Here is a 22,566-nt window from a genome sequence, read left to right as displayed (position 1 = left end):
CCGCGCCGCCCCGTCGACCGTTCGCCGCCCCGCGGCCGCCGCTCACCGTGCCGGGCGGGCCGTACGCCGAGCCACGGCCGGTTTTCGCCCGGCCGCCGTGCCGCCCCGCCTACCCTGATCGTGAAAGGGGGGCCGCCGACCGATGCCGGAGACCGACGCACCGCTGGACACGCTCCTCGACGAGCTGCGCTCGCTGCGCGCCCTGCCCGGGCTGCCGCCCACCGGCGCCGCGGACGTGGAAGCCGTGCTCGCCCGGGTCAGAAGCGCCGCCGCCCGCTGGGCCGATGTGCTGTACGAGATCAGGGAATCGGCGCACGAGCTCGTCGGACCGGCCACGGCGGCCGCCCTGGAGATGGCGTTCCGGCGCGCGGAGGAGTCGTACGTCGAGCTGGAGATCGCGCTGGGCGCCACAGGAACGCCTGGCCAGAGCGTCTACCGTCGGTAATCGCTTCTGCGTAGACTCCGCACCGATGTCCGCAGAGCCCAGGTCCGACCCGCAGCGCCGCCCCCGGCGCGAGACCGTCACCGGAGTGCCGCGCTCCGCCCGCCGGCCGCCCGGCTACGCGCCCGCGCGCTCCGAGATCAGCGAGCAGACCACCCTCGGCCACACCTATGTCCGCTCCCTGATGCGCAGCCAGCTGCGGGCCGCGCTCTCCGCCCTCGGTGCCCTGGCCCTGCTCGTGGGCTCGCTCCCGCTGCTGCTCGCGCTCCCGGCCGCGGTCGGCGGCGCCGCGCTCGACTCCGCACCCGTCGTCTGGGCGGCCCTCGGCGCGGGTGTCTACCCGGTCATCTGGGGCATCGCGCGCTGGTACGTCCGCAGGGCCGAGCGCAACGAACGCGACTTCACCGGCCTCGTGGAAGGACGGTGAACCAGACCTACGCGGTGGCCGCCGTCACCGCCGTCGTCCTCACCACGGTTCTCATCGGAGCCCTGGGGCTGCGCATATCCCGGACCACCTCCGATTTCTACGTGGCATCCCGTACCGTCAAGCCGGCCCTCAACGCGGCCGCCATCAGCGGCGAGTACCTTTCCGCCGCCTCCTTCCTCGGCATCGCAGGACTGGTCCTCCTCCAGGGCCCCGAGATGCTCTGGTACCCGGTCGGATACACCGCCGGTTATCTGGTCCTGCTCGTCCTCGTGGCCGCCCCGCTGCGCCGCTCGGGGGCGTACACCCTCTCCGACTTCGCCGAGGCGCGCCTCGAATCGCCCCAGGTGCGCAGGCTCGCCAGCCTCTTCGTCGTCGGGATCGGATGGCTCTATCTGCTGCCGCAACTCCAGGGCGCGGGACTGACCCTGGAGATCCTCACCGGCGCGCCCGGATGGGTCGGCGGACTCGTCGTCGCGGTCGTCGTGACCGGCGCCGTCGCGGCGGGCGGGATGCGCAGCATCACCTTCGTCCAGGCCTTTCAGTACTGGCTCAAGCTCACCGCGCTGCTCGTGCCCGCGCTCTTCCTCGTCACCGCGTGGGTCGGGGACGAGACGCCCCGCGCGCGGTTCGACGCGCCCGCCGTCTTCCGGGAGCACACCGACGTCCGTGTCGGCGACACCGTACGGATCGAGCTCGACGCGCCGCTGACGCTCACCGTCGCCGGACGCGTCGACTCCGCCGCGTACGACGAACAGCGGGTGACCCTCGCCGAGGGCAGCCATCGGATCGAGTCGGGCACCACCCTGCGCTTTCCCCCCGGCGCCCAGGTCCCCGAGCGGGCCGCCACCGGGACCGATCCTCCTTCAGCCTTCGGCCGGGGGAACCCCCACGGCTGGTCGCAGCCGCTGGCCGGAGGCCGTGACGGCCACCAGCTGTACGCCACCTACGGGCTGATCCTCGCCACGTTCCTGGGCACGATGGGGCTTCCCCATGTCGCCGTCCGCTTCTACACCAGCCCCAACGGCCGCGCCGCGCGCCGCACCACCGTCGTCGTCCTCGGCCTCGTCGGCGTCTTCTACCTGCTGCCGCCGGTCTACGGCGCGCTCGGCCGGATCTACGCCCCCGAGCTGGCCCTCACCGGTGCCGCCGACGCCGCCGTGCTCGTCCTGCCCGACCGGATCATCGGCGGGGTCGCCGGGGACCTGCTCGGCGCGCTGCTGGCCGGCGGGGCGTTCGCGGCGTTCCTCTCCACGGCGTCGGGGCTCACCATGTCGGTCGCCGGTGTGCTGACCCAGGACGTGCTTCCCTCGCGCGGCGTACGCCACTTCCGGCTGGCGACCGTGCTCGCCGTGGCGGTGCCCCTGGCTGTCAGCGTGGTGGCCTCCAACGTGCCGGTGGCCGACGCGGTGGGGCTCGCGTTCGCCGTCTCCGCGTCCTCGTTCTGCCCGCTGCTCGTGCTCGGTATCTGGTGGCGGCGGCTCACCCCGCCCGGGGCGGTGGCCGGGCTCGTCGTCGGCGGCGGGTCCGCGCTCACCGCCGTCATGACGACCCGGGCCGGGCTCGCCCCCGACGGCTGGCCGCACACCCTGATGGCCTGGCCCGCTGTCTGGTCGGTCCCGCTCGGCTTCCTCACCATGGTGTCGGTGTCGCTGGCCACCGCGCGCCACATACCCGCCGGAACCCCGGCGATCCTCGCACGGCTGCACCTTCCCGAGGACCTCGCCGACCGACCGCAGCCGGAAGGGGCCGAGCGGTGAGCGGGGCGCACCTCGCGACGCTCACCGCCGCCGGCGTCGTGCTCCTCGCCGCCGGGGTCGCTCTCGGGCGGCTCTCCGTCCGGCGCGGCGGCAAGCCGGACCTCGACCTCGGCACCCCCGTCGAACGGGCCACCTTCCAGACCTTGCACACCGCCTCCCTCGCCGCGCCGCCGCTGCGCGCCGGGCTCACCGAGGACACCGCTCGCAAGGCCGCCCGCAGGCTGCGCTCCCTCCTCGGAACCGAGGCGCTCTGCCTCACCGACCGCGAGTCGGTGCTCGCCTGGGACGGTCCGGGCGGCGACCACCACCGCGCCCAGGTCATGGAACAGGTCGCCGGGCTCCTCGGGTCCGGCCGCGGCCAGAGCGCCCACATCGAGTGCGCCGATCCGGAATGCCCCCTGCGCTGGGCCGTGATCGCCCCACTCACCGGCGAGGAGGGTGTGCTCGGCGCGCTGGTGGCATACGGCTCGCGCGAGTCGGCGGTGCTGGTGCGGGCCGCGACCGAGGTGGCCCGCTGGGTCTCCGTACAGCTGGAGCTGGCCGAACTCGACCGCTCCCGCACCCGGCTCATCGAGGCGGAGATCCGGGTCCTGAGGGCTCAGATCTCCCCGCACTTCATCTTCAACTCGCTCGCGGCCATCGCGTCGTTCGTCCGCACCGACCCCGAGCGCGCCCGTGAACTCCTCCTGGAATTCGCCGACTTCACGCGCTACTCGTTCCGGCGCCACGGTGACTTCACCCACCTGGCCGACGAACTCCGGTCCATCGAGCAGTACTTGGCGCTCGCCGGGGCCCGGTTCGGTGACCGGCTCAAGGTGACGCTGCAGATCGCGCCCGAAGTGCTCCCGGTGACGCTGCCGTTCCTGTGTCTCCAGCCCCTGGTGGAGAACGCCGTCAAGCACGGTCTCGAGGATTCCACTGAGGCGTGCGCGGTCACGATCGCCGCCCGCGACGCGGGCTCCGAGGCCGTGGTCACCATCGAGGACGACGGGGTGGGCATGGAGCCGGACCTGCTGCGGGCGATCCTCGCGGGCGAGCGGCCCGCGTCGTCCGGCATCGGCCTGTCCAATGTGGACGAGCGGCTGCGCCAGGTGTACGGGGATGAGTACGGTCTCGTCGCCGAGACCGGCGTCGGCGCCGGGATGAAGGTCACGGTACGGATCCCGAAGTACCGCGCGGGCGTCCACCGGACCCCGAACCGTCCCGACCGTCAGTAGAGGTGGATGGCCAGGTGTCCCAGGGGGAGGCCCAACTGCCAGGCCGGCGTCCAGACCTGGTCCGCCTCCTCGACGGAGGACCCGGTCCCGCCGGGGGAGCGGCCCCTGAGATCGGTGGCGAGCATCTCCGTCGCCTCCAGCCTCCGCCAGACCTCCAGGGCCAGCAGGAGGTCGGGCCCCGGACCGTGGCGCCGGTCCCGCGCGGCTCGCTCGGCGAGGCGCGCGCGGACCCACTGCGGCCAGGGATGGTCGTACGACGTGCGCGAGAGCCACTCGTCGGGCCGGGCCGCCGCCCGGGCGCCGGCGCGCGCGTCCGCGTCGTCGCAGAGGTAGATGGTGAGTGCCAGGGTCTGTCTGCCGGCCTGGTACTCCAGCGAGCCCGGGTCCACGAGCCGGCCGGTGCGCAGCAGCTCGTCGGCCATGGACTCGGCGGACCACCAGGCCATGGGGACGGCGCAGGGGTCCTCTCCTCCGCCGGTGCCGTTCGTGCTCTCGGGCAGCAACGCTCCCACCTTCTCCCGGACGTCTTCGGGGCGGGCCCTCGTCGGGCCACACCGACCTAGACGACGAGCCTCCACCGTGAGACACGGGCGCGGGCCGCTCTTTGCTCAACTCGCGGGTGTGGTTTCGGATACGTTTTCCGGCCGCGCCGTGGCGGATGGGGAGCGGGGGGACGGCGGTGACGTACGGGACCTACGGGGCGGCTCACGAGCCGCCGCATGGCAGGGATATGACGATGCGTCAGCCAAGCAGGGCGTACACGGCGGTCGCGTGTGCGGCCGTCTCGTCCGAGTCCTCGGCGCGCATGGTGATGTCCGCGAATGCCATGCGCCGGCCGGTCTTGGTCAGCCGGGCGTGCACCAGGACGTCGGCGCCCAGTACCGCCCGCTGGAAGGTGATCGACTGTTGCACGGTCGTCATGGGGACGAAGCCGCCGCGCGCGGCCGACACCGCCACGACCGTCGCCGTGTCCGCGGCGGCCATCAGGGCCTGGCCGCTGAGCCCGCCGCCCTCGCGGGCGAGCCGGTCCGACCACGGGAGGCGCAGGACGGCTTCCTGTTCGCCGGTGTCGACCACGCAGAGGCCGAGATCGAGGACCCAGGGGGCGAAGTTGTCGGCGAGGATCTTTTCGGCGGCGGCGAGAGTCAGCGTCACAGGGGCATTGTGCGGGGGCGGTGGCGCGGGAGGGAAGGGCGCGCGGGCGGCGGTTCGCCGCCGGCCGGCGGAGCGATGCGCCCTTGGGGGGTGTTTGGGGCGTTCACCGGCCTTGATCCTTGACGGGGCCTTGCCTCCCCTGTGTTGTCAGACAGTCCGATCGTCGCACTCATGCATTCGGAGCTGGGCTGATGACCAAGCGCATGCGTCACGGAGCGGTGGCCGTCGCGGCCGCCCTGCTCGCGGCGGCGACCGGCTGTTCCGGCGTGAGCACGAACGCGGAAGGCGCGCTGCCCCGGGGGGAGTCCGGGCGCCCCACCGCCCCCTCGGCGGTCGGCGGCGGCGCCTCGGCGCCGGCCGGCTTCACCCTCGTCGCCTCGGGAGACGTCCTGCCGCACGACTCGATCATCCGCCGGGCCGCCGCCGACGCCGGCGGCTCTGGCTACGACTTCCGGCCCATGCTCGCCGGCGTCGCGCCGGTCGTCTCCGGGGCCGACCTGGCGATCTGCCACATGGAGACGGTGTACGGCGAGGAAGACGGCCCCTTCAGCGGCTACCCGGCCTTCGTCTCGCCGCCCCAGGTCGCCGCCGCGCTGCGGGCGACCGGCTACGACTCCTGCTCCACGGCCTCCAACCACAGTCTGGACGACGGCGCCGCCGGCCTGCGACGCACCCTGGACGCCCTCGACAAGGCGGGCGTCCGGCACGCGGGCTCCGCGCGGACCGCCGCCGAGGCCGCCCGCCCCACCCTGCTCAAGGCGGGCGGCGCGACCGTCGCACAGCTCGCCTACACGTACGCCACCAATGGCTACCCGCTCCCCGAGGGGCAGCCCTGGGCGGTCGACCTCATTGACCAGAACAAGATCATCGCCGATGCGAGGGAAGCCCGGAAGGCCGGTGCCGACGTGGTCGTGGTCAGCATGCACTGGGGCACCGAGTGGCAGACCGACCCCGACGAGCGCCAACTGACCCTCGGCAGGGCGCTCACCGCCTCCAAGACCGGCGCCCGGCCCGACATCGACCTGATCATCGGCACCCATGCCCACATCCCGCAGGCGTACGAGAAGGTCAACGGCACCTGGATCATCTACGGCATGGGCGACCAGATCGCCGGCGACATGTACAACTACTCCGGAAGGTTCGATCCACGGGGCAACCAGGGCACCCTCGGCCGCTTCACCTTCATGCCTCCCCGCACTCCCGGGGCGCGCTGGGACGTCACCAAGGCCGAGTTCCTCCCCCAGATGTTCGACCTCGATTCCGGCCGCGTGCTCAACCTCAACGCCGCCATCGACGCGGGCGCCGGCTTCACCGGCGTACGCAACTCGATCCGCGCGACCGTCCTCGGCCGGGGCGCGGCCAAGGACGGTCTGGTAATGGGCAAGTAGTGGCGGGGTGAGGGGGGAAGCAGAGGCCGGTCAGCCGCCGGGCGGTGGCTCCGGCGCCTCCTCCTCCGCCCTGGCCAGCTCCGACTTGCGGTACGAGTAGCCGAAGTACACGACCAGACCGACCAGGAACCAGACCGCGAACCGCACCCATGTCTGCCACTGCAGGAACGTGATCAGCCAGATCGAGAAGACCACGCCGAGCGCGGGCACCACCGGCATCCCCGGGCAGCGGAAGGTACGCGGCAGCTCGGGTCGCTTGTAGCGCAGCACGATGACCGCGACGCACACCACCACGAACGCGAGCAGGATGCCGATGTTGGTCAGCTCGGCCGCCTCGCCGATCGGCAGGAAGCCGGCGATGGCCGCGGAGGCGAAGCCGACGATCCAGGTCACCCGGGTCGGTACATGGCGCGTCTCGTGCGTCTTCGCGAACCACTTCGGCAGCAGCCCGTCGCGGCTCATGCTGAACCACACCCGGGTGACGCCGAGCATGAACGTGAACATGACGGTGAGGATGCCGATGATGGCACCGACCGCGATCACGTCCGCGAGCCCGCTGAGCCCCACCGCCTTGAACGCCGACGAGAACCCGCTCTCCTGGTCGATGTCCTTGTAGTTCTGCATGCCCGTCAGCACCAGACAGGCCAGGACGTACAGCACCATCGAGATGGCCAGCGAGTACAGGATCGCCTTCGGCATGTGGCGCTGGGCGTCCTTGGACTCCTCGGCCGCCGTCGACATGGCGTCGTACCCGAAGACCGCGAAGAACACCGTCGCCGCGCCGGTGAACGCGCCGCCGACGCCATAGGGGAAGAACGGGTCGTAGTTCGAGGTGTCGATGTGGAAGAAACCCACTCCGATCACCAGCAGCACCACCAACACCTTCAGCACCACTACGACCGTCTCGAAGCGGGCCGCGTTCTTGATGCCGAGCGTCAGCAGATAGGCGATCAGCAGACACAGCAGCGCCGCGAAGAGATCGACCCGGTGGCCGTCGCCGGTGCCCGGCGCGCCCAGCATCCAGGCGGGCAGCTCGGCGCCCATCTCCTCGATCAGGAAGCTGAAGTAGCCCGAGATCCCGATGGCGACGACCGCCACGATCGCGGTGTACTCGAGCAGCAGGTCCCAGCCGATGAACCAGCCGACCAGCTCGCCGAGGACCGCGTAGCCGTACGTGTACGCGGAACCGGCCTTGGGGATCAGCCCCGCGAACTCCGCGTAGCTGAAGGCCGCCGCCGCGCTGGCCACGCCCGCGATCAGGAACGACAGCAGCACCGCGGGCCCGGCCGTGCCGTTGGCGACCGTGCCGGCCAGCGTGAAGATGCCGGCGCCGATGATGCCACCGACGCCGATGGCGGTCAGCTGCCACAGACCCAGGGTCCGGGTCAGCCGCTGGTGGACGTCGGTCTCTTCGATCTGCTCGATGGGCTTGCGGCGCAGCACGCCGTGTCCCATCCGGAATCCGGCCATGGACGTCACCTCTTCGCAGACGGCATCGGCTGACGGCGGGCCATGATGGCCCACCGGCGCCGCCCACGGAAGACGGCACTCAGGCGATCGTCACGCACGCGCGACGACCACGAGCGCCGACACACGGTCCGCGCGGGCTACGGCACAACGGTCACCGGCCAGCGGCCGGCCTTCACCAGCCGCACCGCGACCGATCCGACGAGCCGGTGTCCCGCCGACTCCGACGCACCCACCACCACGGCATCCGCCTTGAGCTCGTCGGCCGCCCTCACCAGACCCGTGTACGGATCGCCGCGGAAGGTGTGGAACTCCCAACGGACCTCCCAGATCTCCCTGACCCGCTCGGCCGCCTCCCGGATCTCGGCCACCAGCCCCTCGGCGATCTCACCGGTGGTGTCCGCCACCGGCGCCCCGAGCGCCGCGCCGGCCGGCATCACCGGCTGGACGTACACCAGCGCCAGCAGCGCGTTCTGGCGGCGCGCCAGACCGCCCGCGTAGGCCGCCGCGCGCAGCGACGACTGCGATCCGTCGACGCCGGCCACGATCACCTTCGGACCGTCCGTCCCCCGCTCGAACCGCTCGGGCTGCCGCTGCTCACTCACACCACCAAGGCTACGGCCTGCCCTTTCGGATGGTGCCCGGCCCCTTCTCACCCGACAGGCGACCCCGGCGGGGGCTCCTTAGAGTCGGAGCATGAGTGTCAGCGTGGGGCAGCCCTCTCCCGCACCCTCTTCCGCCCGTGCCTCCGGCCCGGGACGCAGCGAATTCCTGAGCAAGGTCCCGAACGCCTTCGCCGTGTTCTTCTCCGGGCTCGGGCTCTTCTGCGCGCTGCTCTCCCTCGTTCCGCCCCTGCGCGCGGGACTGGGGCCGATCGTCCGGTTCCTCGACCGGGTCGCCGTCCCCGTGAGCGCCAACCTCGCCTACGCGGTCTTCCTGCTGCTGCTCGCCGCCGCAATCGGCGCCCGCAAGAAGGCGGCCTGGTGGCTGGTCGTCGCCTATCTGGCCCTGCTCCTCCTCTCCGACGTCCTGCTGCTCGCCTTCGACAGCGACTGGATCTGGATCCCCAACCTCGTCGTCAGCGCCGCCGCGCTGACGCTCCTGGTCCTCGGCCGCCACGAGTTCTACGCCAGGACCCGGCGCGGTGCCCTGCGGAGGGCGCTGCTCGTGCTGGTCCTCGGGCTCGCCGCCGGTGTGCTCGTGGCATGGGGCCTGATCGAGCTGTTCCCGGGCACGCTCCCGCGGGGGCAGCGGCTGCTGTGGGCGGCGAACCGGGTCCTCGGCGGGCTGGTGTCCGGCGAGCAGTTCGACGGGCGCCCGCCCCGGCTGCTCTTCTTCTTCCCCGGGCTCTTCGGCGCCCTCGCGCTGCTGGCGTCCGCCGCGACGCTCTTCCGCTCCCAGCGCATGGAAGCCGCCCTGCACGGAGACGAGGAGCCGCGCATCCGGGCCCTGCTCGGGGCGTACGGCTCCCAGGACTCGCTCGGTTACTTCGCCACGCGCCGCGACAAGGCCGTCGTCTTCTCGCCCAGCGGCAAGGCCGCCGTCACCTACCGCGTCGAGGCCGGCGTCTGCCTGGCCAGCGGCGACCCGGTCGGCGATCGTGAGGCATGGACACAGGCGATCGAGGCCTGGCTGGACGTCGCCCGCCGCTACGCCTGGGCCCCCGCCGTGATGGGGGCGTCCGAGGAGGGCGCGAGGGCCTACGCCCGCTCCGGACTCGGCGCCATCCAGCTCGGCGACGAGGCGATCCTGCAGGTCGCCCGCTTCGACCTGACCGGCCGTGAGATGCGGGTGACCCGTCAGGCTGTCAACCGGGTCGCGCGTACCGGCGCGAGCATCACCGTCCGCCGCCACACCCGGCTCACCGACGAGGAGATGCGCCGCATCGTCGACCGGGCCGACGCCTGGCGCGACACCGAGACCGAACGCGGCTTCTCCATGGCCCTGGACCGGCTCGGCGACCCCGCCGACGGTGACTGTCTGCTGGTCGAGGCCTTCGACGGCCAGGGCGAACTGATCGCGCTGCTCTCCTTCGTCCCCTGGGGGCGCGACGGTATCTCGCTCGACCTGATGCGCCGTGACCGCACCGCCCCCAACGGCGTCATGGAGTTCATGGTCGCCGAGCTGTGCGCGGCGGCCCCGAAGCTCGGGGTGCGCCGGATCTCCCTCAACTTCGCCGTGTTCCGCTCGGTCTTCGAGGAGGGCGCCAGGATCGGCGCCGGCCCCGTCCTGCGCGCCTGGCGGAGGCTGCTGCTCTTCTTCTCCAAGTGGTGGCAGCTGGAGGCGCTGTACCGGTCCAATGTGAAGTACCAGCCCGAGTGGTATCCCCGCTTCCTCTGTTACGGGGACGCCGGCTCCCTCGCCCGGATCGGCCTCGCCTCGGGCATCGCCGAGGGCTTCGTCTCCGTACCGAGCCTGCGCAAGCTCTGGGGCAAGGGCCGCCCCAGGGGCGTCACCAACCCCGTCACCACCGAGGGCCTGCCGTCGATCGACTCCCTCGGGCTGACCGGACCCGACGCCTCGGCGGCGGAGCGGGAGCGGCGGCTGCCCGAGCAGGTGCGGATCCGTCACCGCAAGCTGGAGCGCCTGCGCGCCGACGGCGTCGACCCGTATCCCGTCGGGATCGCACCGCGCACCGCCACGCTCGCCGAGGTCACCGCCGCCCGGCGCGGCGAGCGGGTCACCGTCGCCGGACGTGTCATGGCCGTACGCGACTTCGGGGGAGTCGTCTTCGCCGTGCTGCGCGACTGGTCGGGGGACCGGCAGCTCCTCCTCACCCGGGACGGCTCCGGCCCCGGTGTACTGCGCCGTTTCACCCGTGACATCGACCTCGGCGACCATGTCGCCGCCACCGGTGACATCGGCGCCAGTGACCGCGGCGAGATCTCCGTCCTCGTCACCGACTGGCAGCTCACCGCCAAGTGCCTGCGGCCCCTGCCCGACAAGCGGCGCGGGCTCGCCGACCCGGAGGCGCGCGTGCGCCGCCGCTATCTCGACCTCGTCGCCCGCCCGGACGCCCGCGACGTCGTACGCGCCCGCTCCACCGCCGTCCAGGCGCTGCGCCAGGGCCTCCTGGACCGCGGCTATCTGGAGGTCGAGACCCCGATGCTCCAGCAGATCCACGGCGGGGCCAACGCCCGCCCCTTCACCACCCACATCAACGCCTACGACCTCGACCTCTATCTGCGGATCGCGCCCGAGCTCTACCTGAAGCGGCTGTGCGTGGGCGGCCTGGAAAAGGTGTTCGAGATGGGCCGCACCTTCCGCAACGAGGGCGTCTCCTACAAGCACAACCCGGAATTCACGATGCTCGAGGCCTATCAGGCCTTCGCCGACTACGACGTGATGCTCGAGCTGACCCGCGAGCTGATCCAGGGCGCGGCCGTCGCCGCCTTCGGCGCCCCCGTCGCCCACAAGGCCGGCCCGGACGGAAAGCTGGAGGTGCACGACATCTCCGGGCCCTGGCCGGTGAGGACGGTGTACGGCGCGGTGTCCGAGGCGCTCGGGGAGGAGGTCGACGCCGGTACCGACGAACGGGTCCTGCGCACGCTGTGCGACCGCGCCGGGGTGCCGCACACGCCCGACGACAGCCGCGGGGACGTCGTCCTGGAGATGTACGAGCGGCTGGTCGAGGAGCGGACCAAGGTGCCCACCTTCTACAAGGACTTCCCGACCGACGTCTCCCCGCTGACTCGGCAGCACCGCCACGACCCGAGGCTCGCCGAACGCTGGGACCTGGTCGCCTTCGGCACCGAACTCGGCACGGCCTACTCGGAGTTGACCGACCCGGTGGAGCAGCGGCGCCGGCTGACCGCGCAGTCGCTGCTCGCCGCCGGTGGCGACCCGGAGGCGATGGAGCTCGACGAGGACTTCCTCGACGCCCTGGAGTACGCGATGCCGCCGACCGGCGGGCTCGGGATCGGGGTCGACCGGCTGGTCATGTTCCTCACCGGGCTCACCATTCGCGAGACGCTGCCGTTCCCTCTGGTGCGGCGGCACTGAGCCGGCCCGGCCCGGCGATGGGCTCATCGGGTGTTTTCGGTGCCCCGGCACCGTGTTGCCCCGGCGTGGCGACATCCGCCATGCGAGCCATTAGTCATGAAAAACGATGAGATGCCCCCGCGGCGCAGGGCGGTTCTGCGCCTCGCCGCCGCGCTCGGGGCCACCGCCACGGTCGGTGTCTTCGCCGCCGAGCGGGCCGCGACCCCCGGCCGGGCCCCCGCCGTCCCGCACGTGGCGGCGGGCCCCCCGGTCAAGGCCCGCCTCCGCCCCTCCACGTACCGTCTCCAGCCCATGACCGCGGCCACGCCTCCGCGTTTCCGCCGGGCGCTTCCGCCGGTCCGCCAGCGGCCGTTCCTGCGGATGTCCGGCGTCGGCCGGTCGATGGTGCTCACCTTCGACGACGGGCCCGACCCCCGCTACACCCCCGGCATTCTGCGCACCCTGCGCCAGTACGGCGTCCGCGCGATGTTCTTCGTCTGCGGCGAGATGGCCGTCGAGCACCCCGACCTGCTGAAGCAGATGGCCGACGACGGCCATGTCGTCGGCAACCACACCTGGTCGCACCCGCTCGTCCCGAAGCTCGCCCCGTCCCGTATCCGCAAGGAGCTGGGCAGCACCAGCGAGGTGGTCGAGAAGACCCTCGGCAGCCCCCCGCTCTGGTACCGGGCCCCCTACGGGGCGTGGAACCGGCACTCGTTCGAGATCGGCGCCGAGCTGGGCATGGAGCCGCTCGCCTGGACCTGCGACACCCTCGACTGGGAGGAGCCCGGTACCGACGCGATCGTGCGCAGGGTCCTGGACGGCGCGGGTCCAGGCGTTGTCGTGCTCTCGCACGACGCGGGCGGCGACCGCTCCCAGAGCGTCGCCGCCTTGCGCCTCTATCTGCCTGAACTGCTCGACGCGGGGTACCGGATCACGGTGCCCCCCCGCTGACCGCCGGGCGGCGGCCGCTCAGCGCGTGGCGACCATCCGGGCGAAGACCACCACATTGCCCGAGTAGCCGCTGCCCCTCGAGTAGCCGCCGCCGCAGGTGATCACCCGGAGCTCGGCGTGCCCGGAGTCGCCGTAGACCTGGAGGCCGGGGAAGTTGTCCTTCGCGTACACCTCCACGCCGTACACCTCGAAGACGGCGACCCGGCCGTCGTACCGCTCCACCTCGACGTGCTGGCCCTTCTCCAGGGAGCCGAGACCGTAGAAGACGGCCGGACCCGAGGCGTTGTCGACATGGCCGACGATCACGGAAGTGCCGCGCTGGCCGGGCGCGATGCCGTTCTGGTACCAGCCGGCCATGTTCGAGTCCTGCGGCGGCGGAGCCTGGATCCAGCCGTTCGGGTCCAGACCGACGTCCATGATCGCGGCGTCGACCCGGATGGCGGGCATCTTGATCCTCGACGCGGGGGCGTACGGCAGCGTCTGCAACGAGGCCGGCGGGGTGGGCGCCGAGCCGAGGGGGCGGGTGTCGGGCGCGGCCGCGGCGGCGGGCTGGGGCGGACCCATGCTCGCGTCCACGCCGTTGCGCATCATCGCCATGCCGGAGAGCATGACGAGAGCCAGGGCGCCCCAGGGCGAGCGCCGCTTGAAAAACTCCGAGCCGCCGAAATGCAGGCCCATGGTTCTCCTTTCGTGACATCTGCTCGCACGGTAAGCGCACGATGCCGAACCGGCGATCGGGGAGGGGCGAACGGGTGGCGGGTGACAGGGGGATGGCCCATCCGAGTATTCGCCATATAAAAGTTCTGACGGGCTGTGACCTGCGGGTCCGTCAGGTTCGCGGCCCCCGGCGCGGCGTGTCGGCTCACCGGAGTGGACCAGTGCCGACATGCGAGACGTGCCCGCATTTGTGAGGGTTCGTCATGAAAGGCGTACTCGTCGAATCTCCCGGAGCACCGCTTTGGGGCGCCTTTCGCTGGAGGTTCCACAATGCGTGCTGCACGCACTCTGGCGGTGGCCGCCACCGCCTGCGCGACCCTCGGGCTCATGGCCCCCGTCGCGCTCGCCGTCAACGGGGGCAGCGGGGGCACCGGTCCACGCGATGTCACCGTCACGCCCTTCTCGGTCCACCAGGGGTCGACCCTGACCATCACCGCACGGGGCTGCAACCGCGGGGGCACGGTCACGTCGAACGCGTTCCCGACGACGACCCTCTCGTCCAGCTCCAACGGCATCTCGACCGCAGTCGCCCGTATCTTCGACAGCGCGACGCCCGGTCAGTACAACCTGGCTGTCCGGTGCAACGACAGCAGCGCGGTAGCCACCGCCCAGTTCACCGTGCTGTCCGGGCGCGGCGCGATGGGCGGCCTCGGCGGCTCGCTCGGCCCGAGCTCCACGGAGATGGCGGTCGGCGGCGGCCTGGTCGCCGTGGCCGCCCTCGGCGGCGGTGTCTTCGTCGCCCGTCGCCGCCGTCTGGCCGGCGGAAAGGTCTGACCGGCCGAACCTCCCGGTCCGAGTACGCCCGTCGCCCCCGAGTCCTCGCCAGGACCCGGGGGCGACGGGCGTGCTGCTGCAGCCTGCGCGCGGCGCGTGAGACGTCAGTGCCGGCGCTCCTCGGCACGGCGCCGCAGCACGTAGATGACGCCGGTGGCCGCCACGACCACGAGGCCGGTGCCCGCGGCGAGCATCCCGGTGTTCATCCCGCTGACGGCGCCGCCGAAGCCGCCCCGGACGCCCCGCGACGGGGTGAGCGCGGTCGAGCTGATCGTCGGCGTCGGCGTGGTCGTCGCGCCGCCGGCGATGGTGAGGTCGAGGGTGCCCGTCGTGCTGCCGCTGCAGACGAAGTGCACCGTGTACACGGCGCCTCGCTTGGCGTCCAGGTCCACCGTGGCCGTCGCGGAACTTCCGGGCGGGATCGTCACCGTGTCGAAGACGCCCGAGGACGCCGTGGCGGTGGTGGCGCAGCCGGGCGCCGCCAGGGTGACCCGGCCGCCCGGGGCGACCGTCGAGGGCGTGATGACGAAGTCGCCCGGAGCCTTCGCGGTGTCGGCCGCGGACGCGGCGGGAGCGGTCAGGGCGAGTGCGGCCGCTCCCAGCAGAGCGGCTGATGCGGCACGTATCGCGCGCATGGTGAATCCTCCGGGTCTCCGAGGAGCAGCTGCGGAAGGGGTTTCCACAAATCGCGGGAAATGCACCTCGATACCCGAAACGCTAGGAGCCCACTACCACAGCCGCGATCCCAGACGGGCGAATGGGGCACCGCTGTCGCCCATTCGGCCCTCGGTCACCCTCTGATGTGCGGAAACAGGTCGAGGAACGGCCCCGCCGTCGCGGAGATGCCCCGCCCGAACGGCGCGTCGAAGTCCCAGATCAGGAAGAGCAGAAAGGCGATCAGCGCGCTGAAGAGGCCGGCGAGCAGCAGCTCTCTGAAGGTCCGCCGGATCTGCAGCGTGAAGATCAGACCGACGGTCACGAGCGCGCCGGTGATCAGACCGAACCAGACGACCCCGGGCATGGTCGCCCCGGCGCTCTCCCCCCGGGCGCCACGGGCGTCGTCCACCGCCGCCACCAGGTCCACCAGCGGCTGGTACGCCTGGCCCTCGTGGTCGTTGGCGGGCTTGTAGTCGGTGACCCCCCGGCGCACCCGCTCCAGCAGTTCCGTGCCCTCCTCCGTGAGCTCCCCGTGCGTGGACATGTGGTCCCACTCCTTGGTCACCACCTGCGTCGCGTACGCGTCGGTGTCGGCCCGGATCCGCTGACGGACCGCCTCCGGATACACCTCGACGCGCGCCGAGATCTCGTGCAGCGCCTGCGCTTCGTGGCGCACGGTGTCCTGGGCGGCGCCGCGCGCCTCCCACACGCCGGCGATGGCGAGACCGAGGACAATCGCGTAGACCACGCCGATCATCATCGTCATGTACTCCATGACGTCCGGGGTCTCGGACGGATCGTCGTCGTCGCCGACCCGGCGGTGGTTGATCACGACGATGGTGAGCACGACGGCGCACGCGGCGGCCATCGCGATGGTCAGAACAAGCCATTCCGACAAGGAGAACCTCCGGCTCAGCGGGAACGGGGGCGCAGCGCGGCCGTCGCGAGCACCGCGGGGGCGGTGACCAGGAGCGTCATCGACACCAGGGAGGGGCCTCCCTTGGGTTCGGGACGCCGAAGGGGCCGGTAGACCGGCAGGGCGACGGGGGTCGGCGCGGGGGGTTTGGGCCGCACGGACGGTTCGGGGGACGGCGGGGGTGCCGGGGGAGGGGGTGGCGGAGGCGGTGGGGGCGGTGGTGGCGGAGCGACCCGTACGGGAGGAGGGGGCGGCGGCGGAGCCGGTTTCGGCTTCGGAGGCCGGGGCTTGGGAGCGGGAGGCGGCCCCGCCCTACAGGTGGCCGACCCCGCGATGGCGACCGACGACCCGGGATCCTCCCCGATCGTGGCGATGGTGCAGTTGTCGGAGACAGCGGCGGCGACGGCGTCGGCGTCGGGCGGTGCGGCCAGGAGCCACAGGAACGCGACGGCCGCCATCGTCCGGGCGACTTGGGATCCGTACACCCGATGAGCATGGTCAGCCGGGTCGGTGGATACGCCGTGAGCGGCGACGATTCCCCGGATGGAGGGGTTCTGCGCCGGACGTGTTTGGAGCCGTCCGGGAAATTCTTTCCCCGACCGTTGAACACCAGGCACGCGGTCGCCCGTACCTAGGGCCATGAGCGGCACACAGAGGCGCCGCAACCGGATAGAACCCCTTGGGAGTTGACATGAAGACCTGGCGTAACGCCTCTCTCGCGCTGACCGCGGCGGCCGTGCTCGCGCTGACGACGGCGTGCGGTCAGGACAAGGGCGACGAACGTCTGGGGGGACAGTCGGTCGGCGCCGCCAACCCGGCCCAGGCCCCCGCCGAGAACGGCTACGGCTCCGACAGCGGCTACGGCGCCGACACCGGGACCCAGGCCGCCAAGCCGGCGGGTCAACTCGCGGTCTGGGACAGCAAGAAGCTCGGCAAGGTGGTCACCGACAGCCAGGGCTTCACCCTCTACCGCTTCGACAAGGACACCGCGAGCCCGCCGAAGGCGACGTGCGAGGGGGAGTGCGCCAAGGCCTGGCCGGTGGTCTCCGCCGGTGACGCGAAGGTCCCGGCCGGCACGGACGCCGCCCTGCTCGGCGAGGTGACCCGCGCCGACGGCACCAAGCAGCTCACCCTCGGGGGCTGGCCCATGTACCGCTACGCCAAGGACACCAAGCCCGGAGACGCCAACGGCCAGGGCGTGGGCGGCACCTGGTACGCCGCGGCCCCCGACGGGAAGAAGGCCGCCCCGGCGGCCGGCGGCGGCGGCGAGGGCGACGGCTACGGGGGCGGCGAGGAGAGCGGCCAGGAGGGCTCCGCCGATCTGGCCGGCCTCTCCGTCCGCAAGGACCCCAAGCTCGGTGACGTCGTGGTCGATTCCAAGGGCATGACGGTCTATCGCTTCAAGAAGGACTCCGCCTGGCCGATGAAGACGGCCTGCACCGGAGCCTGCCTGGAGAAGTGGCCGGTGGTGGCCCCGGTCGAGAAGAACGACACCGAGGGCATCATCAAGAAGGGCTTCGTCACCTTCGCCCGTCCTGACGGCGTCAAGCAGCAGACCATCGACTGCTGGCCGATCTACACCTTCTCGGGCGACCAGAAGCCCGGTGACACCAACGGCCAGGGTGTCGGCGGCACCTGGTACGCCGTCTCCCCGCAGGGAAAGCTGGTCGGAGCGCCCAAGTAGGTCCCCCACGCCGCGACTCCGGCCCGCCGGCCCACTGTCACACCCCCCCGGGGTGGCGGTGGGCCGGCCGCATGCGACCCTTTGTGTCGGTCTGTTCGGGCCGCGACGCGTCCGTCGGAAGCCGCACGTGCCAATGGCGTGTGACCAAGAACGGACCGTGAATTTCCGTTTCCGCTCGCTCTCTTGGCGGGCGATCAGTAGCCTCGGCTCGAACACCCGGCCAGGAACATGGCCGCACCCCCCGTGGCGACTTGTTGGAGACATCGATGGAGCGTCCCGCCTGGGCCCCGCCGGGCATCGACATTTCGGTGCCGAGCGTGTCCCGCATGTATGACTTCTATCTGGGCGGTTCGCACAATTTCGAGGTTGACCGGGCGGCCGCCCGCAAGGCCATGGAGTTCATGCCGGGGCTGCCGAAGATCATGCAGGCGAATCGTGCCTTCATGCGCCGCGCCGTCCGCTTCGCCGTCGACGAGGGCATCACCCAGTTCCTCGACATCGGCTCCGGCATACCGACGTTCGGCAATGTCCACGAGGTCGCGCAGGCCGCGAGCCCCGAGGCCCGGGTGGTGTACGTCGACTACGACCCGGTCGCCGTCGCGCACAGCCAGGCCGTGCTGGAGGGCAACGACCGCGCCACCGTCGTCGCCGCCGACCTGCGCAAGCCGCGGGACATCATCGACAACCCCGGGGTCGGCGAACTCCTCGACCTGGACCAGCCGGTGGCCCTGCTGCTCGTCGCCGTACTGCACTTCCTGGAGGACGAGGACGAGCCCCTGCGGGCCGCCGCGGAGCTCCGCGACGCCCTGGCGCCCGGCAGCCTGGTCGTTCTCACCCACGCCTCCTACGACGGCATCCCGCTGCCCCAGGAGCAGGCGGGCGGCGTCGTCGACGTCTACCGCAATGCGCGCAGCCCACTGGTGATGCGCTCCCGCCCGGAGATCGCCGCCTTCTTCGAGGGATACGAACTGGTCGAGCCCGGCCTGGTCTCCATGCCGCTGTGGCGTCCCGACGGACCGGTCGACCAAGAGGATCCATACGCCTTCTCGGGCTTCGCAGGGGTGGGGCGCAAGGCGTGAAGATGCCGTCGCAGGCATCCGGTTCCGCGGCGGAACCCGACGGCCTGGAGGACAGACTCAGACGGTTCGTGACGATCTGGAGCCGGGCGATCTTCCCGCTCACGGCGACGTCACTCACCCGCGCCGAGTTCGAGGAACATCTGCTGCCCTTCGCCCGCGAGTTGTGCGACGCGCTGCACGCCAGACCCTTCGACACCGCCCCCGCCCACCGGGTCGGCGCCGCGCTGGTCGCCGCGCACTGCACCGACGCCGACGCCCTCAGCCGGACGCTCGGGGTCATCGACTCCTACCTGGTGCTGTACTGCGGTAGGGAACAGCGCACGACCGCCGAGGACCTGAGAGCCCGCTGCGCCCGCCTCCAGCACGCGCTGGCCGCCGGCTTCGCCCACACCCTGCGCGAGCGCACCCGCTCCGAGCAGGAGGCCATCGCCCGCTCGGCGCTCCTGGCCCGCATCGACGCCCAACACGCCCTGCACGCCACCGAGGCGCGCTTCCGGGCCGTCTTCGAAGGCGCGGCCATTGGCATCGGCATCGCCGACCTCGAGGGAAACGTCCTGGAGGTCAACGACGCCCTCACCCGGATGTTCGGCGGCCTCGAACACACCGTGCGCAGCCGCAACGTCAACGAGTGGGTGCATCCCGAGGACGCCCCGCACGTCTGGAAGCTCTACAGCGAGCTGGTCCGCGGCGAACGCGACCACTACCGGGTCGAGAAGCCGTACTACCGCGGCGACGGGACCGTCCTGTGGACCAATCTGACGGTCTCGCTGCTCCGCGACGCCGACGGCCGCCCGCAGTACCAGCTGGCGCTCATGGAGGACACCACCGAGCGGCGGCTGCTCAACCTCCGGCTGCGCTACGAAGCCACCCATGACGCGCTCACCGGACTGCCCAACCGGACCCTCTTCTTCGAACGCCTCGACAAGGCGCTCACCGCCGCCGGGAACACCCGCTTCGGCCTCTGCTACCTCGACCTCGACGGCTTCAAGGCCATCAACGACAGCCTCGGCCACTCCGCCGGGGACCGTCTCCTGGTCGAGGTCGCCGACCGGCTGCAGAGCTGCGCCACCGCGCCCGGGGAGATGGTCGCCCGGCTCGGCGGTGACGAGTTCGTGGCGCTCACCACCGGACCCGACACCCAGGCCGAGGTCGCCGAGCTCGCCCACCGCATCCTGGGCGCCCTCGCCACCCCCATCCGGCTCGACGGCCGCGAACTGACCGTGCGCGGCAGCGTCGGCGTCGTCGAGGGCCCGGCCGGCGAACGGACTTCCGCCGAGGTGCTGCGCAGCGCCGACATCACCATGTACCGGGCCAAGTCGGCGGGCGGCAACCGTTTCGAGCTGGCCGACCCGGAGGCGGACGCCCGCGCCATCACCCGCCACGGCCTGACCACCGCGCTGCCCGCGGCGCTGGAGCGCGGCGAGTTCTTCATCGAGTACCAGCCGCTGGTGCATCTCGGCGACGGGAGCGTCCACGGGGCGGAGGCGCTGGTCCGCTGGTGCCATCCGCAGCACGGCGTCCTCGGCCCCGACCGCTTCATCCCGCTCGCCGAGCACACCGGGCTGATCGTGCCGCTCGGCCGCTGGGTCCTCCAGGAAGCCGTACGCCAGGCCCGGTACTGGCAGCGGAGGCACTCCGACGGCGGCCCGCTGCGGATCAACGTCAATCTGTCCCCCACCCAGCTGCACCACCCGGGCCTCGTCGCGGACACCGTCGACGTCCTGGAGCGCTCCGGACTCGAACCGGGCGCCCTGTGCCTCGAGGTCACCGAATCGGCGCTGATCGGCGCCGACGAGGACCTCCTCAAGCCGCTGCGGCAGCTGGCGGACATGGGCGTGGACATAGCGCTGGACGACTTCGGCACCGGCTACTCGAACCTGGCCAACCTGCGCCGGCTGCCGGTGAGCGTCCTGAAGCTGGACCGTTCCTTCACCCAGGGCATGCAGCGGCATCCCGCCGACCCGGTCGACCTGAAGATCGTCGAAGGGATCGTGTCGCTGGCGCACAGCCTGGAGCTCGCGGTGACGGTGGAGGGCGTGGAGACGGGCGCCCAGGCGGAGCAGCTGCGCGAACTCGGCTGCGACACGGCCCAGGGCTGGTACTACGCCCGCCCCGGCGCCCCGGACCGGATCCACTCACTGGTCCTCGCCGACGCGGTCTGACCCGGCCCCGGGGCCGTCCGCCACGAGTCCGACGCGGCCCGACCCGGCCCCGGGGCCGTCCGCCGGCGCCCTACCACTGGGCCCGCGAGGCCAGCAGTACCTTCTGGAGCTCGCGGGCCGCACGCGGCGGCGCCACGTCGCTGCGGTGTGCCAGCGCGATGGTCCGCCGCAGCCCGGGCCTGGCGAGCGCGGTCACCCGCAGGTCGCGGCCCGCCCTGGCCGCGACCATGGCCGGGACCACGGCGACGCCGAGACCCGCCCGTACGAACCCGAGCACCGCGTCCATCTCGCCGCCCTCCACCGTGAACGACGGCTCGAAGCCCTCGGCCCGGCAGGCGGCGACGGTCAGCTCGCGCAGGTCGTAGCCGTGCCGGAACATCACCAGCGGCTGGTCGCGCAGATCCGCGATGCGCACCGGCCGGCCCGGCGCGTCCGCCGTCGCGGAGGCGCCGCCCGGATGAAGGCCGGGAGGAGAGACCACCACCAGGTCCTCGCGCAGCAGCTCGACCGTGGTCAGCGCGGGGGAGGGCGTCGGCAGCGGCAGCACCACCAGCGCCAGATCGAGCGCGCCGCGCGCCAGCTCCCGTACCAGGTCGTGCGAGCCGCTCTCCTCGATCAGCAGCCGGACACCGGGGTGCTGATCATGGAAGGAGCGCAGGACGTCGGGCAGCAGTCCGGTGCACAGGCTCGGCGTCGCCCCGAGCCTGACCCGTCCCCGGCGCAGCTGGGCCAGCTCCTGGATCTCGTGCCGCGCGGTGTCGGTGTCGGCGAGGATCCGGCGGGCGAGGGGCAGCAGCGCCTCGCCCGCGTCAGTGAGGGCGATATTGCCCCTGGCCCGGCTGAAGAGCTCGGCGCCCAGCTCCTGCTCGAGCGCCCTGATCTGCTGCGACAACGATGGCTGAGAGACATGGACCCGTTCGGCGGCGCGGGTGAAGTGACGGGTCTCCGCGACGGCGACGAAGTAGAGCAGCTGCTGGAATTGCATACACCACACGATAAGTGGTCGATAGGCATTGCCTATGGAGATGAGCCAGACCATGTCTTGGACCTCTCGGGGCCTCCGGCCCTAGCGTCAGGTCCATGGCTCTGGCAACGCGGACGGATCGACAACCGTCCCCCACACGCACCTTCTGGGGATCGACCCTCGGCAAGAAGACGGTCATGGCCGTGAGCGGCCTGATCATGCTCGGCTACCTGGTCGCCCATGTGATGGGCAATCTGAAGGTGTTCTTCGGCCCCGCGGAGTTCAACGCCTACGGCCACTGGCTGCGCGTCATGGGCGCCCCCGTCCTGCACCACGAGTGGGCCCTGTGGCTCGTCCGAATCGTGCTCCTCGCCGCCGTCGTCGGCCATGCCGTCTCCGCGTACCAGCTCAGCAGGCGTGACATCAGGGCCAGGCCCACCGCCTACGCCCACAAGCGCGCGCGGGCGAGCTACGCCACCCGCACCATGCGCTGGGGCGGTGTCATCGTCGCCCTCTTCATCGTCTGGCACGTGCTCGACCTGACCACCGGCACCGTCCACCCGGGCGGATTCCAGGAGGGCCATCCGTACCAGAACGTCGTGGACACCTTCTCCACCTGGTACGGCAACGTGATCTACATCGTCGCGATGCTGGCCGTCGGCCTGCACGTCCGGCACGGATTCTGGAGTGCCGCCCAGACCCTCGGCGTGGGCAACGCCGCCCGCGAACGCGCGCTGAGATTCCTCGCCAACGCCCTCGCGCTGGTGCTGACCGCGGGCTTCATCTCCGTACCCGTCGCCGTCATGACCGGAGTCGTGAGCTGAC

Annotated in this window: 21 protein-coding genes; 12 read left to right on the top strand and 9 right to left on the bottom strand. The window is 71.9% G+C overall.

Features of this window, described 5'->3' with window-relative positions; genetic code table 11:
• The first annotated feature begins 142 nt into the window (after window positions 1–142).
• Genes ACZ7J0_RS00740 through ACZ7J0_RS00725 form a run of 4 tightly spaced genes read left to right on the top strand, consistent with a single transcriptional unit; the run spans window position 143 to window position 3,843 of the window.
• On the top strand, window positions 143–445 hold the full coding sequence (locus ACZ7J0_RS00740) for a hypothetical protein (RefSeq protein ID WP_470882815.1): 303 nt from the start codon (window positions 143–145) through the stop codon (window positions 443–445).
• Between the two features lie 25 nt (window positions 446–470).
• Window positions 471–869 carry a hypothetical protein gene (locus ACZ7J0_RS00735; protein WP_470882814.1) on the top strand — a complete coding sequence of 133 codons (399 nt, stop codon included), beginning with the start codon at window positions 471–473 and terminating at the stop codon, window positions 867–869.
• On the top strand, window positions 866–2,626 hold the full coding sequence (locus ACZ7J0_RS00730) for a sodium/solute symporter (protein WP_470882813.1): 1,761 nt from the start codon (window positions 866–868) through the stop codon (window positions 2,624–2,626). The genes ACZ7J0_RS00735 and ACZ7J0_RS00730 overlap by 4 nt, the downstream gene beginning before the upstream one ends.
• The gene (locus tag ACZ7J0_RS00725; RefSeq protein ID WP_470882812.1) at window positions 2,623–3,843 is read left to right on the top strand and encodes a sensor histidine kinase; all 1,221 of its coding nucleotides are present in this window, start codon (window positions 2,623–2,625) and stop codon (window positions 3,841–3,843) included. Before ACZ7J0_RS00730 ends, ACZ7J0_RS00725 begins: the two co-directional genes overlap by 4 nt.
• Here ACZ7J0_RS00725 and ACZ7J0_RS00720 read toward each other — a convergent pair.
• A complete protein-coding gene (locus ACZ7J0_RS00720; RefSeq protein WP_470882811.1) occupies window positions 3,837–4,346 on the bottom strand; it encodes a hypothetical protein in 510 nt (169 codons plus the stop codon). The two genes, ACZ7J0_RS00725 and ACZ7J0_RS00720, sit on opposite strands and share 7 nt — an antisense overlap.
• Window positions 4,347–4,584: 238 nt before the next feature.
• On the bottom strand, window positions 4,585–4,998 hold the full coding sequence (locus ACZ7J0_RS00715; protein WP_470882810.1) for a PaaI family thioesterase: 414 nt from the start codon (window positions 4,996–4,998) through the stop codon (window positions 4,585–4,587).
• Between the two features lie 191 nt (window positions 4,999–5,189).
• Here ACZ7J0_RS00715 and ACZ7J0_RS00710 point away from each other — a divergent pair, with 191 nt between their 5' ends.
• On the top strand, window positions 5,190–6,386 hold the full coding sequence (locus tag ACZ7J0_RS00710) for a CapA family protein (protein ID WP_470882809.1): 1,197 nt from the start codon (window positions 5,190–5,192) through the stop codon (window positions 6,384–6,386).
• Between the two features lie 30 nt (window positions 6,387–6,416).
• On the opposite strand, the gene ACZ7J0_RS00705 is transcribed toward ACZ7J0_RS00710, so the two are convergent.
• Window positions 6,417–7,856 (bottom strand): amino acid permease, encoded by a 1,440-nt coding sequence (locus tag ACZ7J0_RS00705; protein ID WP_470882808.1) that lies wholly within the window; start codon window positions 7,854–7,856, stop codon window positions 6,417–6,419.
• Window positions 7,857–7,993: 137 nt separating this feature from the next.
• The gene (locus ACZ7J0_RS00700) at window positions 7,994–8,458 is read right to left on the bottom strand and encodes a universal stress protein (RefSeq protein ID WP_470882807.1); all 465 of its coding nucleotides are present in this window, start codon (window positions 8,456–8,458) and stop codon (window positions 7,994–7,996) included.
• Between the two features lie 91 nt (window positions 8,459–8,549).
• Here ACZ7J0_RS00700 and lysX point away from each other — a divergent pair, with 91 nt between their 5' ends.
• Together lysX and ACZ7J0_RS00690 are read left to right on the top strand one after the other, a co-directional pair.
• Window positions 8,550–11,855: a bifunctional lysylphosphatidylglycerol synthetase/lysine--tRNA ligase LysX gene (gene lysX, locus ACZ7J0_RS00695; protein ID WP_470882806.1), complete on the top strand. Its 3,306-nt coding sequence runs from the start codon at window positions 8,550–8,552 to the stop codon at window positions 11,853–11,855.
• A 96-nt stretch (window positions 11,856–11,951) separates the two neighbouring features.
• Window positions 11,952–12,788: a polysaccharide deacetylase family protein gene (locus tag ACZ7J0_RS00690; RefSeq protein ID WP_470882805.1), complete on the top strand. Its 837-nt coding sequence runs from the start codon at window positions 11,952–11,954 to the stop codon at window positions 12,786–12,788.
• Window positions 12,789–12,806: 18 nt separating this feature from the next.
• Here the strand turns inward: ACZ7J0_RS00690 and ACZ7J0_RS00685 are convergent, their stop codons facing one another.
• The gene (locus ACZ7J0_RS00685) at window positions 12,807–13,466 is read right to left on the bottom strand and encodes a class F sortase (RefSeq protein ID WP_470882804.1); all 660 of its coding nucleotides are present in this window, start codon (window positions 13,464–13,466) and stop codon (window positions 12,807–12,809) included.
• 309 nt (window positions 13,467–13,775) lie between these two features.
• On the opposite strand from ACZ7J0_RS00685, the gene ACZ7J0_RS00680 reads away from it, so the two are divergent.
• Entirely contained in the window at window positions 13,776–14,279 is a 504-nt protein-coding gene (locus tag ACZ7J0_RS00680) for a hypothetical protein (RefSeq protein ID WP_470882803.1), read from the top strand.
• A gap of 104 nt (window positions 14,280–14,383) precedes the next feature.
• Here ACZ7J0_RS00680 and ACZ7J0_RS00675 read toward each other — a convergent pair whose 3' ends face one another.
• From ACZ7J0_RS00675 to ACZ7J0_RS00665, 3 genes are all read right to left on the bottom strand, one after another.
• Window positions 14,384–14,914: a hypothetical protein gene (locus ACZ7J0_RS00675; protein WP_470882802.1), complete on the bottom strand. Its 531-nt coding sequence runs from the start codon at window positions 14,912–14,914 to the stop codon at window positions 14,384–14,386.
• 155 nt (window positions 14,915–15,069) lie between these two features.
• Window positions 15,070–15,834 (bottom strand): bestrophin-like domain, encoded by a 765-nt coding sequence (locus ACZ7J0_RS00670; RefSeq protein WP_470882801.1) that lies wholly within the window; start codon window positions 15,832–15,834, stop codon window positions 15,070–15,072.
• A gap of 14 nt (window positions 15,835–15,848) precedes the next feature.
• The gene (locus ACZ7J0_RS00665; protein WP_470882800.1) at window positions 15,849–16,010 is read right to left on the bottom strand and encodes a hypothetical protein; all 162 of its coding nucleotides are present in this window, start codon (window positions 16,008–16,010) and stop codon (window positions 15,849–15,851) included.
• Between the two features lie 533 nt (window positions 16,011–16,543).
• Here ACZ7J0_RS00665 and ACZ7J0_RS00660 point away from each other — a divergent pair.
• From ACZ7J0_RS00660 to ACZ7J0_RS00650, 3 genes are all read left to right on the top strand, one after another.
• Window positions 16,544–17,536 (top strand): SCO0930 family lipoprotein, encoded by a 993-nt coding sequence (locus ACZ7J0_RS00660; protein ID WP_470882799.1) that lies wholly within the window; start codon window positions 16,544–16,546, stop codon window positions 17,534–17,536.
• A gap of 266 nt (window positions 17,537–17,802) precedes the next feature.
• Window positions 17,803–18,615 carry an SAM-dependent methyltransferase gene (locus ACZ7J0_RS00655; RefSeq protein WP_470882798.1) on the top strand — a complete coding sequence of 271 codons (813 nt, stop codon included), beginning with the start codon at window positions 17,803–17,805 and terminating at the stop codon, window positions 18,613–18,615.
• Between the two features lie 2 nt (window positions 18,616–18,617).
• Window positions 18,618–20,777: a putative bifunctional diguanylate cyclase/phosphodiesterase gene (locus ACZ7J0_RS00650; protein ID WP_470882797.1), complete on the top strand. Its 2,160-nt coding sequence runs from the start codon at window positions 18,618–18,620 to the stop codon at window positions 20,775–20,777.
• A 70-nt stretch (window positions 20,778–20,847) separates the two neighbouring features.
• Here the strand turns inward: ACZ7J0_RS00650 and ACZ7J0_RS00645 are convergent, their stop codons facing one another.
• On the bottom strand, window positions 20,848–21,762 hold the full coding sequence (locus ACZ7J0_RS00645) for a LysR family transcriptional regulator (RefSeq protein ID WP_470882796.1): 915 nt from the start codon (window positions 21,760–21,762) through the stop codon (window positions 20,848–20,850).
• 95 nt (window positions 21,763–21,857) lie between these two features.
• Here ACZ7J0_RS00645 and ACZ7J0_RS00640 point away from each other — a divergent pair, with 95 nt between their 5' ends.
• Window positions 21,858–22,565 carry a succinate dehydrogenase gene (locus ACZ7J0_RS00640; protein WP_470882795.1) on the top strand — a complete coding sequence of 236 codons (708 nt, stop codon included), beginning with the start codon at window positions 21,858–21,860 and terminating at the stop codon, window positions 22,563–22,565.
• The last annotated feature ends 1 nt before the right edge of the window (window position 22,566 follow it).

Source organism: Streptomyces sp. NPDC038280, from assembly GCF_055600045.1.
The sequence above is the reverse complement of the archived record's forward strand: the minus strand, read 5'-3'. Positions and strand labels throughout refer to the sequence as shown.

Excerpts from the sequence above, each read along its gene's own strand:
- ACZ7J0_RS00740 (WP_470882815.1), top strand. The coding sequence starts at position 143 with ATGCCGGAGACCGACGCACCGCTGGACACGCTCCTCGACGAGCTGCGC.
- ACZ7J0_RS00735 (WP_470882814.1), top strand. The coding sequence starts at position 471 with ATGTCCGCAGAGCCCAGGTCCGACCCGCAGCGCCGCCCCCGGCGCGAG.
- ACZ7J0_RS00710 (WP_470882809.1), top strand. The coding sequence starts at position 5,190 with ATGACCAAGCGCATGCGTCACGGAGCGGTGGCCGTCGCGGCCGCCCTG.
- ACZ7J0_RS00705 (WP_470882808.1), bottom strand. The coding sequence starts at position 7,856 with ATGGCCGGATTCCGGATGGGACACGGCGTGCTGCGCCGCAAGCCCATC.
- lysX (WP_470882806.1), top strand. The coding sequence starts at position 8,550 with ATGAGTGTCAGCGTGGGGCAGCCCTCTCCCGCACCCTCTTCCGCCCGT.
- ACZ7J0_RS00690 (WP_470882805.1), top strand. The coding sequence starts at position 11,952 with ATGAAAAACGATGAGATGCCCCCGCGGCGCAGGGCGGTTCTGCGCCTC.
- ACZ7J0_RS00685 (WP_470882804.1), bottom strand. The coding sequence starts at position 13,466 with ATGGGCCTGCATTTCGGCGGCTCGGAGTTTTTCAAGCGGCGCTCGCCC.
- ACZ7J0_RS00680 (WP_470882803.1), top strand. The coding sequence starts at position 13,776 with ATGCGTGCTGCACGCACTCTGGCGGTGGCCGCCACCGCCTGCGCGACC.
- ACZ7J0_RS00675 (WP_470882802.1), bottom strand. The coding sequence starts at position 14,914 with ATGCGCGCGATACGTGCCGCATCAGCCGCTCTGCTGGGAGCGGCCGCA.
- ACZ7J0_RS00660 (WP_470882799.1), top strand. The coding sequence starts at position 16,544 with ATGAAGACCTGGCGTAACGCCTCTCTCGCGCTGACCGCGGCGGCCGTG.
- ACZ7J0_RS00655 (WP_470882798.1), top strand. The coding sequence starts at position 17,803 with ATGGAGCGTCCCGCCTGGGCCCCGCCGGGCATCGACATTTCGGTGCCG.
- ACZ7J0_RS00650 (WP_470882797.1), top strand. The coding sequence starts at position 18,618 with ATGCCGTCGCAGGCATCCGGTTCCGCGGCGGAACCCGACGGCCTGGAG.
- ACZ7J0_RS00645 (WP_470882796.1), bottom strand. The coding sequence starts at position 21,762 with ATGCAATTCCAGCAGCTGCTCTACTTCGTCGCCGTCGCGGAGACCCGT.
- ACZ7J0_RS00640 (WP_470882795.1), top strand. The coding sequence starts at position 21,858 with ATGGCTCTGGCAACGCGGACGGATCGACAACCGTCCCCCACACGCACC.